The sequence below is a fragment of the Acinetobacter sp. KB005 genome, from assembly GCF_049949095.1.
Lineage (GTDB): Bacteria > Pseudomonadota > Gammaproteobacteria > Pseudomonadales > Moraxellaceae > Acinetobacter > Acinetobacter calcoaceticus.
Genome location: NZ_CP188191.1, coordinates 439,226 through 454,560 on the forward strand (window position 1 = coordinate 439,226; position 15,335 = coordinate 454,560).

The following is a 15,335-nucleotide window of genomic DNA, read 5'->3' on the forward strand; positions in this document are numbered from 1 at the left end:
TTAATGCAAATTATGCATAACTAAGTTTAGGCAATGGTCCAATCAATTGCCTTTACAAAATTCCATAATCCTTCAGAAGTTGCATTAAGCCTTGCACTACTGCGATATAAATAAATATCGACAGATAGTACCGACTCTTTCATTGGTACGATCATTAACTGATTTTGTTTTAATTCATCTTGAATGCTGTAATCGGGTAACCACCCTACGCCATAACCGCCTTTGATCATATCCTTAAGTAATAGACTCATTGAAGACACAAAATTTGTCTCAAACTTGGCCGAATGATGATCTTGTAGAAATTTATTTACCTTTTTCCCCATGTAACTGTCATCGGTATAGTTCATGAGCGGAATTGAAGAGTCTTCGAGTGAAAATTTAGGTCGACCTAAATGATTTGGAGCCGTGACTAAATAAAGTTTTGCTGAAAACAACTTATGGCACAAAAATTGTGGATTCATTAAGTCATCATCATAAAAAGATGCAATAAAGTCACATTGACCATTTTTAAGAGAATCTACGGTTTCATTCACATTGATTGCTTCAACATGAAAAATCTTTTCTTGGTAATTTTTTAAATTCCCTAAAATTTTAGGAAAAATATATCCCGCCAAAGAATGTGCAGAAGCAATCGTGACTTTGCTTCGCACATGATTATCACCTTTAATTTGATCTATATTAAACTCAAAATCATCCAGTAAATTTCTAGCATGCAATATAAAAAGCTTCCCCTGCTCCGTTAACTGTAAAGGAGAAGTTTCTCGATCAAACACTTCAAAACCAAGACTATTTTCTAAGGCTTGAATACGACGACTCAGCGAAGACTGAGAAATATTTCTAATATCAGAAGCGACTGTAAAATTTCGGTATTTTTCTAGAACAATCAGGTCATATAACCATTTTAATTCAATGTTTTGTATCACTTGAGGCTCCAGATCATTCTAGAAATTTAGATACGGTATTTAATTATATTTGAAATGATGATTTATCGTAATCAAATCGTATGGGTTTTATCTCATTGCAGTACAAGCTGTATTTTTATCAGTAAGATCAGCACTTCATCTTTTGATTCTGGTTGGGGAGGTTTATCCAAAATGAAAACCCTAAAAACTCTATGTATTGCGACCTCTATATTGGCTTCATCAAGCTTATTTGCTGAAACAACACAACCTCAACAAGTGAATGAAATAGCTTCTAAAACACAACCTTATGGTGATAATCCAAGCCTAGGGCGTGTACTGTTATATAAAACAGGAAAAGGCATACAAAATTTAGGAGACAATATTCAAGGTGCTTCTGAAAAGACCTCAAATAAAATTAGTGAAAAGTGGAAAAACACCAAAGAATTTACTGCTGAAAAGGCAGAAGTCGTTCAACAAAAAGCGGATACAGCAAAAGCTTTTACTGAAACAAAAATAGATCAAGCTAAGCAAAATATTACCAGTAGCCGAAACGGTGAAAACATCCCAATAGAACAAGGTGAGTTAAGTAAATCTAGCACTACGGTTAACTAAATTTCTTGGATAGCGCGATAAATTCGCGCTTTAATATAAAATACAAATATCAATCTAGACATAAATACCACTCACTATAAAGAGCTAGGAATCTGCCTTATGAATAGTCAAAAACTTCTCTTTTCAACACTATGCTGCTTAGCATTAACTGCATGTGCAACATCAACGCCCCTTTCTTCTTATTCTCAAGCTCAAGTTTTAGAGCAAGACACCAATATTAAAGCCTATCCGTCTACGACAGGGAATGTGGCCAAGCTCATTAAACAAGATAATCAAGCTTGTATGATTGAATTTACAGGTTATTTAGGTGGAGGACATGTGACCGAACATTGGACGTTTAATAATAAAGGTCTAATTTCAGCCACTTCTTCGACCCTACAATACCCTGATGAATCAGGCATATTAAATCAAGCAACCAATTCTACGACTAAGAGTTCTACTACCTTTAATATTCAAGATCCTGAAATTCAAAATAACTTCAAAAAACTCCAAAATAATTTTAATGCAGCTAATTTAGCAAAGTGTAATTAAGGCTTTTCCATAAAAAAACTCGTTGCAGAAGCTTTCTTTTGCAACGAGTTATAGCCATTTAAAATTTCTTGGACCTAATTTAAAAAATTATAAATAAGCTATTTAATTAATGGTTAAACCATTTGTTGCTGCCAGTAAATCAATCCGCGGAAAAACCAAGCCCGTTCTTGAGTCAGTAATTGGTTTACCTGTCGTTTTTAAACGGCTGATGGTTTGATCAATACTTTCTGTTGGACTCACGCTATTCGCTCGTAATAAAGCAATCGCACCTGCCACATGTGGTGTTGCTTGAGACGTACCGCCCATGGTGTAACCACCCGCGGTAATCATTGCACCTGGTGCTAATAAAGTCACAAGGCTACCACCATTACTAAAACATGCTACCTTATCTGCTGCTGTGGTTGGGTCAGAACATTTCACTGGATTCCCCCATGACACACCACCAATATTACTGTCATAAACAGCGCCGACTCTCACTGCACCAGCAACACAAGCAGGAGATGAAATACCATCTGCAAATGCATCATTACCTGAGGCTACAACTGGCACCACACCAGCAGCACGTGCATTGGCAAATGCCGTTGCATAACTACTATCACTACACTCTGAAGTATATTTAACGCCAGGAACGCCAAGACTTAAATTAACCGCTTTAATATTATAAGTTTGTGCATTGTTTACGGCCCAGTTAATCCCTGCAAGAATATCACTATCATAGGCTGTACTGACCCACTTACCTTGAGACCTCACTTTTCTAAAGACATCAATACCAATAATTTTAGTTTTAGTTGCGACTTTAGACACAATACCTGAAACATTACTGCCATGTCCGTCATCATCCAATGCCCCATCATCTGGTGCACTATCAAAAGAATAAACCACCCGACATGTGCTTGATGGTGTATTGACTGCAGTACAACCAAAATCAGAGTGAAGATAATTCACACCCGTATCAATCACTGCCACACTAGAGCCCTCACCTGTGAAACCATTGGTTTTCACTTGTGGCTGGTTAATTAAAGGTAAACTTTCATTGGTCGTGGTTTGATTAATACGATTTGGGTAAACCGCTTTAACATTCGGGTCATTTAATAAAGAGACTAATGCTTCGCGGTTACTAATCCGATAAAAAGCTAAAGGTAAATTATTGTAGTCCCTCAGTACTTGCACACCACCAGCACGGTTAAATCTTGCCTGTATATCCTTTTTATTTGTTGCAATATAACTCCGCCGTTCTAAACCAGAAGGTACGCTCACCGAAGGAATATTGTATTCAATAATTAAATCATTCGAATCGTTAGTGACCAGAGCATCTAAATCGATTTTACCCTGAAATACTTTTTGTTTTGCTGCCTGATTTAACCGCTGCTTAGCACCTTTAGAATCTAAAGGGAGGGCTGATGCAGTTGTACTTAATATCGCACATAGACCTAATAGAAATAACGTTTTACTTTGCATTATTTTCTCCGTAGTTTTTCAACTAACAATTTGCTTATTTCGCTTTTATTTCATTTGCTGGATCTTTTTCTGGATCAATCGGTTGAATCGAAAGATCACTTTTTGTGTTGTAAAAAGGAACGGTATCAGCTGACACCGATTGAGGATGAGTGGAATCTAAAGATAGATTTTTAGCTTGAGTAGGCTCCTTAAGTTTAGAAAGAAAAGAGGATGTGTCTGGTTGTGACGAATTCGATTCATGTAAAACCGAATTGAAGACATCAGATGCACCACTTGTTGGCTTAAAATAGAGAACAACGGCGATCAAGCCGACTATTACAAGAAGGGAAGCAATAATTTTCATCAGTTAAGATCTCTGTTCTTTTGTTTATAGACATCTATTTTTATTTTTGATTATTCGAAACAAAGAGGTATTTCTTAAAATATATTTCATGTGAAAAATTTAATGAATGAAATATATACCCACAAGAGAAGTAGAAATATCCACGCCCGAATAAGCAAAAATGTTGTTCTGCCCTGTACATTTATATTTCTGGCAGAAGATGGTTCAAAAAAGTGCTAAAAAGCATCTTATTCTCATAATAAGCAATAACTATGCCGTTCCCACTAATAAATAGTGAGACTCAAATCATAATTAGAGATATAAGTACCTGATCAAAAGAAGAGAAACTTCAAGAAAATTTGAAATTTAATTTTTAAAAATAAAAAGATAAAATTAGACCAACTTAATTAGAATAACTAATAAATAAACATTATTTTTCACTTTATTATTAATTTTTATTAATCTCCACAATTTATCCCTAGTCTGTTTACTCAACGTAACACTGTTGTAACGTTTTGATGAAGTGAGTTCCCAAGCCCATAGTGCGTTAGCTATGATCCGTTTGCGTTTATGAAATACCTCACTAAAAGGGTATATTCTTTGAAGGATATCGCAATGAAAATGATGAAAACAGCTATCGTTACTGCAAGTGTTCTTGCTTCTGCTTCTATTTTTGCACAAAGTGCGGGCGTTAATGCAGATGCTTCTGCTCAAGTAAATGTACAACCGGGCGGTCTTGTTAGTGGCGTAGCCAACACAGTCAAAAATACTGCACATACTGTAGGTAGCACAGCAAAACATGCGGGTCATGTTGCTGCTGACACTACAGTTAAAGCAACTAAAAAAACAACAGGAAAAGTGACTGAACTTTCTTCTAAAGCTGCAAATGGTACAAAACACTTAGCAACTGAAGCTGCAACAGGTACCAAACACTTTGCTACCGAAGCTGCGACAGGAACTAAAAATGTAGCGACTAAAGCTGCAACTAGTACTAAACATTTTGCTACCGAAGCAGTAACAGGTACTAAAAATGTAGCGACTAAAGCTGCAAATGGCACTAAAAATCTAGCAGTTGAGGCTAAAGCTGATACAAAAGCAGGTTTTGATGCTGTAAAAACTAAAGTTGCAGAAAAACAAGCTGACCAAAAAGAATTTACTGCTGAAAAACAAGCTAATGCTCAAGCGCATGTAGATGCTGTAAAAACTCGCGTAGCTCAAAATCAAGCTGAGCAAAAAGAGTTTGTTGCAGACACTAAAGCAGATGCTCAGGCAAAGTTAAATGCAGCTCAACCAGCGGCAATCAATGCTAATACTGGTGTAAATGTTGGTGTTAACGTTGCTCCTGTCGGAATTAATGCAAGTGTAAATGCAGATGCTCAAGCATCTACACAAAAAGCGGAAAAGAAATCTTGGATTAAAGGTCTTTTCGGTACTAACTAATACGTGATGCACAAAAAGGGCGATTAATCGCCCTTTTTTATTTATTTAAAATCAATCATTCAGCTCATTTCAGTTAAAACTAAACCTGCACGTAAACCGAGCTTCACATTTGGATTTGGAAATAAAATCCAGACCTGATCTTGCTCAACAACATAATTACCAGAAGGTTGTGTCGCAATGATTTCACCTTTTGTAAAAGTCGAAAAATTCGGAGCTTCAGCTGATAAGTTCATCTGAAAATCTTCATCTTTTTTAATTAAAGAATCCGATACTTTAAACACTCGAATTTTCGCTTTATTGCGTGCTGGTAAAGCTTGCTCAGAAACGACATGACGAATAACTTCATCAATTGCAGCAAACTGACTCAAGTCATTTTGTCCAAATGGTAAAGCTTTGCCCAACTCTAAAGTTGCACTGGCTGCTTTAAAATTCTCACTGGTAAAATGTGTAAACGTTTTACCAACCGCATTGTGATACACCAAAGCATCTAAATCGGCCGCTTCAAGACTCGCTGTCAAATTCGCATCATAAGCATGCGTTTGATATGGAAACAACGCAAAAGTTGGCAATAAAGAAGCCCGAATAGCTGTGTGCAAATCATAGTGATAACGTTTTGCTTGGTTTGAACTTTCTTGAAAGAAAGTCGTAACAACTTGTTCTAAAACCTCAGCTCGCTTTGATTCTTCGGTCACAGGCAGAGTTTTATATCCACCACAAAACATTCGGTTCACATCATCATGCACATAACGTTTACCTTGACGCATTGCATATGGATTACCCAATACAAACAGCAACCTCACAGCAAGGTTTAAGCGTCCGGCAAATAAATCTATGAAAAGATGAGACAACAATTCAATAGGTGCTGTTTCATTACCATGTACTCCAGCTGACAGTACGACGGCTTTGTCGTACTGTGCATGTGGCGTACATTCAAGAATTCCCTCACCTAACCAGCGCCAAGAAAAATTATCTTGTTTTCCTTCACGTGTTGTAGGCTGCTCACCTTGTAAGGTTAATGCTAGAAAATCTTGCATGTCACCTCCTCCTTATTTTTGGAAAGGATAAACCGAACCCAAACCTAAAATTTTGGTCAGCTCATCGAGTGCCATACGGCTTTCCATCAATAAATGCGGATCAGCTAAATCTTCTTGAGCTAAACGATCACGATAATGTTTATCTACCCATTGATTGAGTGTGCCAAACAATTGATCATTCATTAATACTTTTGGATTTACAGCATTTAACTCGGTTTCATTTAAAGCTACGCGTAAACGTAAACATGCAGGACCACCGCCATTACGCATACTTTCACGTAAGTCATAAACCTGAATAGCATCAATTGGTGTACCCATCTGAACCATATCGTTCAAATACCCCCACACTGCCTTATTTTGGCGAGACTCTTCTGGTACAACAATGGTCATTCCACCATCTGGACGAGTCAAAATCTGGCTATTAAATAAATATGTTGCTACTGCATCATCAACGGTAACGCGATTTTCAGGAACTTCAATCGAGATAAAGTCTTCACCGATGCTTGCCATTTTTTGACGAATTTCAGCAAAAGCCTGATCTTGATTTAAAAAGGCATGTTGATGATGGAATAAAACCTGTTGGTTGCTGACCGCAATGACATCATTATGAAAAACGCCTTGATCAATCACATCCGGATTTTGTTGAACAAAAACTGTATGTGCATCATCTAAACGATGCAAACGCGCAATTGCTTCGCTTGCTTCACGTGTCTGACGAGCAGGATAACGTTTTGGTCCCAGCAACCCATTATTTAAATGTTGTTGACCGTAAACAAAAACTTGAACCCCACGCTTAGCATAATCACCACCTAAACGATTGTGATTTGCTGCACCTTCATCACCAAACAAAGCCACTTGCGGCAATGCTTCATGGTGTACAAAATGACGTTCATTTTTAAAGATTGCTTGTAAAACTTGGCTTGTTGTTTCCGCTTCAATCGAACGGTGAAACTTATTATTTAAGTTCGCTGCAGTAAAATGTACACGTTCATCTTGGCTATCTGCCGAAGGTGAAACTGTTGCCGCATTTGCAGTCCACATTGGCGAAGCGGAACTTAACGATGATAAGAGTTCAGGTGAATGACGCATTGCTTGAGCAACAACACTAATGTCATCTCCTGTAAAACCTAAACGGCGTAACATTGGAACATGTGGGCGCTCATGCGGAACAAGCACACCTTGTTTCATTCCCATGTCAGCCAAGGCTTTCATCTTTAGCAAACCCTGTTTAGCTGCTAATTTTGGATTCGAGGCGTTATTACGGTTTTTTGTCGATGCTTCATTACCAAACGACAAGCCCGCGTAGTGATGTGTTGGTCCCACCAAACCATCGAAATTTACTTCATATCCTTTCATTTTTCTTTCCCTAGTGTTTAAGGCAACACAATCCCTGGAGATAATTTTTCTGGTAAGGTTAAGCTGTCACTTTCAAGTGAAGCCATTGGCCAAGCACAATAATCAGCTGCATAAAAGGCGCTCGCACGATGGTTACCCGATGCTCCTACACCACCAAATGGCGCAGCACTTGAAGCACCTGTTAATGGCTTGTTCCAATTCACAATACCGGCACGCGCTTCAATAAGTACTTGATCAAACAATTCACGTTTTGGAGAAACCAGACCAACAGACAAACCAAAGCGAGTTGCATTTGCAATTTTCAATGCTTCATCAAAGTTGTCATAACGTTGAATGGTCGTAAGTGGACCAAAATATTCTTCATCTGGAATATCTGCCACACCTGTTACATCAACAATGCCTGGGGTAAGTAACGAACTGTCTTCTTGCGGACGCGTCATTGGCAATAAACTTTTTGCGCCAAGCTCAAGCAATTTTTGCTGAGCAAGCATCATGTTTGATGCGGCAACTGACGAGATAACGCCACCCATAAATGGTTGTTGTTCGTCGTTCCAACGACCAACTTTTAAGTTTTTAGCAACCTCAACAAAACGTTGAATAAATGCATCGCCTTCTGGACCATTTTTTACCAAGATGCGACGTGCACATGTACAACGCTGACCCGCCGAAACAAAGGCAGATTGAATAGTGAGATTAACCACAGCATCGACATCAATAATTTCATCAATAATCAATGCATTATTGCCGCCCATTTCAAGCGCAAGAATTTTTTCAGGAGCACCCGCCATTTGTTTATGTAGGTGATAACCTGTGTTCGCACTTCCGGTAAATAATAAACCGTCAATTTCATGTGAAGCAGCTAACGCTTCACCCGTGGTACGACCACCTTGCACTAAGTTCATCACACCATTTGGCAAACCCGCTTGCTGCCAAAGTTTTACAGTTTCTTCAGCAGTCCAAGGCGTTAATTCACTTGGCTTAAATACCACAGCATTCCCTGCAAGTAATGCAGGAACAATATGTCCATTTGGTAAATGGCCCGGAAAGTTATATGGCCCGAAAACTGCAAGCACACCATGTGGACGGTGGCGTAAAGATGCCACGCCATCAGCCATTTCAGTTGAGCTTTCACCTGTACGCTGGTGATAAGCACGAATTGAAATAGCAACTTTACCAATCATTGATTGAACTTCAGTTAACGTTTCCCAAAATGGTTTACTGGTTTCTTGGCTAATGACTTCCGCTAAGTGCTTTTTATTTTCTTCAAGCAAAGCTGCAAATTTTTCAACAATCGCCACACGCTCTACAAAAGGTAAACGTGCCCATGCTGGAAATGCAGTACGTGCTGCTTGGCAAGCTTGCTCAACATCAGCAGCAGTAGCCTCAGCACCCGACCAGACAGTTTGGTTATCAACTGGATTTGTTTTTTCAAATGTTGTGCCGCTGCCTTGTAACCAGACACCGTTTATAAATAAAGAGTTTGACATCAGGATACTTCCATTGGATTGAGTGATAGCACACGAACAACATGACCTTCTTGTACACCGAGGTTTTCAGCTTGTTCATGCGTTAAATTTATAGTGTTATCAACAAGATCAAGCTTCATCAGCATTGCGCGATAGTCATGATAATTATCATTGGCAACGAGATATTGAGTCTTACCGACCGCAGCTTCACTTGTAATTTTGACGTTTAATAACTGACTTTCTTTTACTGCGCGTAATTCATCAATATTGGCTTCAACCGTTGGGCCAGCATCAAAAATATCGACATATCCCTGATAGCGTAAACCTTCCGACTCAAGTACATGATAGGCAGGCAAAGTTTGTGGATGCATTTTTCCAATCACCTCTTGCGCATCTTTTGGCAAGAGATCTACATAGACCGGAAAACGTGGCATAAGCTCTGCAATAAATACTTTTTGCCCAATTCCGCTTAAGTAGTCGGCAGTTGAGAAATCCATATTAAAGAAATGGTGACCAATCGCATCCCAAAATGGAGAACATCCATTTTCGTCTGAGAAACCACGCATTTCGGCAATTAATTTTTTCTCGAAATATTGCTTAAAGGCAGCGATAAACATAAAACGGATTTTCGATAAGAATTTACCGTTTTGGTTTTCACGACGCTCTGGATCTAAAAATAATGTACAGAGTTCACTGCTACCTGTTCTGTCATTACTTAAAAACAAGGTTGGTAATGACTTATAAACATTTAGTGCTTTTGAAGCGTGTACTTGTGTTCCAACATGAAAGTTGTACCAAGGCTCCATGAGTCCTACAGCAACCTCAATTGCACTTAAACCAATAACACGTTGAGCTTCTGTATCTTCAAGAACAAATAAATAGCCTTGTTCACTTTTATGGACATTGCCATTTAAAGTATTGCGAGTACGTGAAATTCGAGCCGAAAGTGTATCCATATTTTGTGGCAAGGAAGTCAGGCCTACACCCGACTTACCTGCTAATTTATAAATATCTTCAAGGTCTCGAAACTCGGCATGACGGACAATCATCATGGCTAGCTTCCTTTTTTTTATTTAGCCAATTTTGCCAATGCTCTTTTTAAACGAGCAATTCCTTCATCAATATCTTGTTCAGGAATAATGAGAGACGGAGTAAAACGAACAACATCCGGACCTGCAATTAAAGCAAGTAATCCTTCCTCACCAGCCCAAGTCGTAATATCTTTAGCTTTTCCTGCATACTCAGCTTTTAATACACAACCAATGAGTAAGCCTTGACCACGAATTTCTTCAAAAATCTGATATTCAGCATTTAAAGTATTCAAGGCATCGAGGAAATACTGATGACGATGCTTTACACCCTCAAGGACTTCAGGTGTATTAATAAATTCGAATACTGCACCTGCAACCGCACTTGCTAATGGGTTACCACCATAAGTTGTACCGTGGGTACCGACTGAAAAATGCGGTGCAAACTTATCTGTCGTTAGCATCGCACCGACGGGGAAACCACCACCTAGTGCTTTTGCAGTTGTAAGAACATCTGGAATAACACCAGTGTTCATGTAGGCATAAAGTGAACCTGTACGACCTACACCAGTTTGTACTTCATCAAAAATAAGTAAGGCACCAAACTCATCACACAGTGCGCGCAGACCTTTTAAAAATTCGATGTCAGCCGGAATAACGCCACCTTCACCTTGTATCGGCTCAACAATAACCGCACAAGTCTGTTCATTAATCACCGCTTTTGCTGCATCTAAATCATTAAAGGCAACATGGTTTATACCATTTGGAAGCGGTGCAAAGTCTTGTGAATATTTAGGCTGACCGCCTGCTGAAACGGTAAATAAAGTACGACCATGGAAAGCATTTTTAAATGCCACAATGCCACTTTTACCAGCAACGCCGCTGTCTAGACCGACTTTACGAGCTAGTTTCAATGCAGCTTCATTGGCTTCTGCACCTGAGTTACAGAAGAATACCTTGTCTGCAAATGTATTTTCAGTGAGCTGTTTTGCAAGGCGTAGAACAGGTTCATTTGTATAACCATTGCCTACATGCCAAAGTTTTGTTGCTTGTTCTGTTAAAGCATTTACTGCCACTGGATGCGCATGACCTAATGCGTTTACTGCAATCCCGCCTGCAAAATCGATATATTCTTTATTTTCTTGATCCCAGATACGTGAACCTTCACCACGTACCGGAATGAAATTTGCCGGTGCAAAAACTGGAACCATCCAGTCGTTAAAGTTGCTTCGAGTTACAGAAATTGGCTGTTCCATGCTTACCTCAGTATTTATTTAATATATTCGATAACACTTAATTTTGAATAATTCAGAAAAAGGGGCTGAACAAATAACCCTATAACATCCTTAATATTTGCTCAGACCACTTTTCCTAAAAGTAATTTCCGCAGATTCAGCCTGGGAAAATACCGCGCTCTTTACGAGCTTTTAAAATACGCTCACATGCCAAGATGTAAGCTGCTGTACGTAAAGTACAAGCGTTGCTGTTCGCTGTGTTCCAAACGTCATCCATAGCTTGAACCATCAATTTGTCTAAACGCTCATTGATTTCTTCTTCAGTCCAGAAGTAGCTCGCCATGTCTTGAACCCATTCGAAGTAACTTACAGTTACACCGCCGGCGTTACATACAACGTCAGGTACTACAACAATGCCACGCTCAACTAATACGTCTTCAGCTTTAGGATAAGTCGGGCCGTTTGCGCCTTCTAAAATCAACTTAGCTTTAAGTTTTTGAGCACGCTCAACAGTGATTTGACCTTCCAATGCAGCAGGAACAATAATGTCAACTTCTGCTGTCCAGAAATCTTCATCAGCAATTGATTGCGCACCAGCGAAGCCGCCAATACCGCCTTGATTTGCATTTACGTGATCACGTAACGCTTCAAGATCAATACCATCAGCATTGAAAATAGTGCCTGTATGGTCTTGAACGTGTGTAACTTTCGCTTTTGATTCAACAAATAAGAAAGCAGCTTCACTACCTACGTTACCAAAACCTTGAATAGCGACTTTCGCACCTTCAATTGGTAAGTTGATTTTTGCAGCTACTTCACGACCTGTAACGAATACACCACGACCAGTCGCTTTTACACGACCTAAAGAACCACCTAAGTGAACAGGCTTACCAGTTACAACACCAGTTACTGTGTAACCTTGGCTTGTAGAATAAGTATCCATCATCCAACCCATGATATTGGCATTTGTACCAACGTCTGGAGCAGGGATATCTTTTTGAGGCCCGATAATGTGACCGATTTCAGTCGTATAACGACGAGTTAAACGCTCTAATTCACGATTAGATAATTTACGTGGATCAACACGGATACCACCTTTTGCACCGCCAAATGGCAAGTTCAAAACAGCAGTTTTAATTGTCATCCATGCAGACAACGCCATAACTTCGTTCAAATCAACATTCGGATGGTAACGAACACCGCCTTTACCAGGACCACGAGACAAGTTGTGTTGTACACGGTAGCCTTCAAAGTGCTGAATAGAACCGTCATCCATTACAATTGGCACGTCTACAATAAGTGCACGTTTTGGACGTTTTAAAGTGTCGATAAACTCAGCTAAGTGGTCTAAGTACGGAGCAACACGGTCAATTTGTGCCAAGTAAGTTTGCCAAGCATCGCTGTGTTCGTTTACGTATGAAAGATCTGACATCTTTTTTCCTATATACCTTCATAGACTCAGATTTGATAAATCTGTAATCTTTATTATTTAGCAACTAAAACCCTGAAATAACAGTGCCTTAGTTTATTTACTAAATCTTTTGCTCTTCTAAAGCATCAGATTTTTTAAATTCCATTTGTTGGTACTAAAAGTACGATCTACTTTTATATACCGATATCTTTTACAAGTTTTCTTTTGTCTAAATTGCTGTTTATAAAGAGAGTTTTATAAAAGCAAAAAACTAGCCACAACCCACTAAAACCAGCCGGCTGAAATATGAATACAAAAGAAGTGACATAACCGTTTGGGAGTTAAAAAGAACTATGATTTACAAAAACCATGAGTCCATAAAATTTTTTTGACTAATCGATAGATCCCTCCATTAGTCTTTTTAAAATAAACTTTGTTCAATAATCCTACAGATTAATTATTTCCACACATACTGCTTAAAATTAAGCCGCAACATAGATATAAAATCTTCCAATAAATATAGCATAGAGCAAGCTCATTTAGAACATTTTAAAATAAATAAGCAGAGAAAAAATAATCAAATCGAACTGACATTTATAATAAAAAAACAACAAATATTAAAAAATCCTTAACTCTAATAAAAAAAACTTATAGAAAATAAACTTCCATAAATATAAAAAATGTAAATATTTTTAACCATAAATAACAATTAGTTATAAAATTCAATCTTTTCAAAAACCATCAAAAAATTATCTATTCTCCACATTAAATCCATATTAATCCTATTCCACCCTGCTATTCTAAAAAACTAAAAACACCACCTTATTAAATAACAAGACTAAACATAGACTTAATCAAATATTTATAATAAATAAATATTAATAAAAATCCGATAAATGGTGAATTTATAAAACAACATTTGTTTCCATGATTAAAAATAAAAATTCATTTTTAAAAAAAATATATAGAATCCATCCTTTTTAATTTCCTACATACCATAAAAAAGGCCCCAAATGGGACCTTTAGACTACGCTTGTAAAAGGATACAATGCTTAGCTCTGTACCCCATCTTTCTTGTGATAAAAAATGAAGTAGCTCGCATAACATAAAAGAATAAAAACAATACAACAGATAAAGCCGACTTGCATCGAAGGATCGACCACCATACTAATGCAAGTAACAGCACAGAACAGACCACCCACAATTGGAGTCAAAGGAAATAAAGGAGCAGCAAAACGTAAATCTTTTGCAGTTTTCCCAGATTTATACCACTGTCTACGGAAATTAAATTGAGATACGCAAATTGCAATCCAAACAACCACCATGGTAAATGCTGCAACACCCAATAAATTTTTAAAGATCGTCTCAGGGGCAAACTGCTCTGAAAGCAACCCAGGTATTGCACCAAACATCGTCACAGTAATAGCAACAATCGGTGTTCCTGAAGGAGTAAGCTTTGAAAATATTTTTGGTAATTGGTTTTTTACTGAAAGTGACCACATCATACGTGAAGCAGCAAATAAACCAGAATTGGCAGCTGAGAGTAAAGCCGTAATGATTACAAAGCGGATAATATCTTCCGCATAAGGAATACCAATGTAATTAAACACAGTCACAAAAGGGCTATTACTTACTTCGTTTGCATTCAAACCTGCAAGCTCAAATGGCAATAGCGAAGTAATCACAACAATGGTACCAACAAAGAAAATTAGTAGACGCCAAATGGCGGCATTAATCGCTTTTGGGACTGTCTTCGCAGGATTTTCAGTCTCACCAGCCGCCACACCAATTAACTCTGTACCCGAAAATGCGAAATTAACGATCAGCATAGTTGCAAAAATTGGAAATAAACCGTGAGGGAACCAACCATGTGCTGTCAAATTACTAAATAGTGGCGCTGTCTCATGCCCTTGGTAAGGGATAAAACCAAAAATTGCCAGCAACCCCAAACCAATAAAACAGATAATCGTGATAACTTTGACAAGTGCCAACCAAAATTCAGACTCGGCAAACAATCGAGTTGAACTCACATTCAGAATAAAAACTAGGGCACCAAAACACAGAGTCCAAGCCCAAACCGAAGTAGTTGGAAACCACTCCTGAACCAGTAAAGCCGCGGCGGTAAACTCAGTCCCCAAAGTGGCCGTCCAAGTTAACCAGTACAGCCAAGTAATCATATATCCTGTGCCTGGACCGATATAACGGCGGGCATATTCTCCAAAAGAACCCGATTCAGGTACATGAACTGCAAGTTCACCGAGGCATAGCATTACGGTGTAGGCGATTAAACCACCCAAAAAATAAGAAATAATTGCCCCGATTGGGCCTGCTTGAGAAATTACATCACCAGAACCTAAAAAAAGACCTGTACCTATGGCACCGCCAAGGGAGATCATCACCAAATGTCGAGTACTCATTGCTCGTTTCAAAGGTGCAGAACTTCCATGTTGCGATGCATCATTATTCCGATAATTTAATGATTGCATATAAAAAACTGTAACGACAATTTAGTAAAAAATCATTTTAGGATAAAAAAATAA

The 15,335-nt window shown here is 38.4% G+C and carries 13 protein-coding genes; 3 read left to right on the plus strand and 10 right to left on the minus strand.

What is annotated here, in order from left to right:
* Positions 1–26: 26 nt before the first annotated feature.
* A complete protein-coding gene (locus tag ACPF64_RS02245) occupies positions 27–923 on the minus strand; it encodes a LysR substrate-binding domain-containing protein (RefSeq protein ID WP_426455461.1) in 897 nt (298 codons plus the stop codon).
* A 171-nt stretch (positions 924–1,094) separates the two neighbouring features.
* Between ACPF64_RS02245 and ACPF64_RS02250 the strand changes: the two genes are divergently transcribed.
* On the plus strand, positions 1,095–1,514 hold the full coding sequence (locus ACPF64_RS02250; protein ID WP_005038406.1) for a hypothetical protein: 420 nt from the start codon (positions 1,095–1,097) through the stop codon (positions 1,512–1,514).
* A gap of 99 nt (positions 1,515–1,613) precedes the next feature.
* Positions 1,614–2,045, plus strand: a complete 432-nt coding sequence (locus ACPF64_RS02255) for a hypothetical protein (protein WP_017388531.1) — start codon at positions 1,614–1,616, stop codon at positions 2,043–2,045.
* Between the two features lie 102 nt (positions 2,046–2,147).
* On the opposite strand, the gene ACPF64_RS02260 is transcribed toward ACPF64_RS02255, so the two are convergent.
* On the minus strand, positions 2,148–3,503 hold the full coding sequence (locus ACPF64_RS02260) for a S8 family peptidase (RefSeq protein ID WP_426455464.1): 1,356 nt from the start codon (positions 3,501–3,503) through the stop codon (positions 2,148–2,150).
* 34 nt (positions 3,504–3,537) lie between these two features.
* Positions 3,538–3,846, minus strand: coding sequence for a hypothetical protein (locus tag ACPF64_RS02265; protein WP_151744448.1), 309 nt, complete (start codon positions 3,844–3,846; stop codon positions 3,538–3,540).
* A gap of 594 nt (positions 3,847–4,440) precedes the next feature.
* On the opposite strand from ACPF64_RS02265, the gene ACPF64_RS02270 reads away from it, so the two are divergent.
* Positions 4,441–5,265, plus strand: a complete 825-nt coding sequence (locus ACPF64_RS02270; protein ID WP_198079349.1) for a hypothetical protein — start codon at positions 4,441–4,443, stop codon at positions 5,263–5,265.
* Positions 5,266–5,324: 59 nt separating this feature from the next.
* Here the strand turns inward: ACPF64_RS02270 and astE are convergent, their stop codons facing one another.
* The 7 genes from astE to ACPF64_RS02305 all read right to left on the minus strand — a co-directional run bounded on the left by astE (position 5,325) and on the right by ACPF64_RS02305 (position 15,281).
* Positions 5,325–6,299 carry a succinylglutamate desuccinylase gene (gene astE, locus ACPF64_RS02275; protein ID WP_426455467.1) on the minus strand — a complete coding sequence of 325 codons (975 nt, stop codon included), beginning with the start codon at positions 6,297–6,299 and terminating at the stop codon, positions 5,325–5,327.
* A 12-nt stretch (positions 6,300–6,311) separates the two neighbouring features.
* Positions 6,312–7,655 (minus strand): N-succinylarginine dihydrolase, encoded by a 1,344-nt coding sequence (astB, locus tag ACPF64_RS02280; protein WP_426455469.1) that lies wholly within the window; start codon positions 7,653–7,655, stop codon positions 6,312–6,314.
* 17 nt (positions 7,656–7,672) lie between these two features.
* Positions 7,673–9,142, minus strand: coding sequence for a succinylglutamate-semialdehyde dehydrogenase (astD, locus tag ACPF64_RS02285; protein ID WP_045126010.1), 1,470 nt, complete (start codon positions 9,140–9,142; stop codon positions 7,673–7,675).
* Positions 9,142–10,173 (minus strand): arginine N-succinyltransferase, encoded by a 1,032-nt coding sequence (gene astA, locus ACPF64_RS02290; RefSeq protein ID WP_003653733.1) that lies wholly within the window; start codon positions 10,171–10,173, stop codon positions 9,142–9,144. The genes astD and astA overlap by 1 nt, the downstream gene beginning before the upstream one ends.
* Before the next feature lie 17 nt (positions 10,174–10,190).
* Positions 10,191–11,405 (minus strand): aspartate aminotransferase family protein, encoded by a 1,215-nt coding sequence (locus ACPF64_RS02295; RefSeq protein ID WP_416658836.1) that lies wholly within the window; start codon positions 11,403–11,405, stop codon positions 10,191–10,193.
* Positions 11,406–11,541: 136 nt separating this feature from the next.
* On the minus strand, positions 11,542–12,816 hold the full coding sequence (locus ACPF64_RS02300) for a Glu/Leu/Phe/Val family dehydrogenase (protein WP_005038387.1): 1,275 nt from the start codon (positions 12,814–12,816) through the stop codon (positions 11,542–11,544).
* Between the two features lie 1,031 nt (positions 12,817–13,847).
* A complete protein-coding gene (locus ACPF64_RS02305; RefSeq protein WP_005038383.1) occupies positions 13,848–15,281 on the minus strand; it encodes an amino acid permease in 1,434 nt (477 codons plus the stop codon).
* Positions 15,282–15,335: the final 54 nt, after the last annotated feature.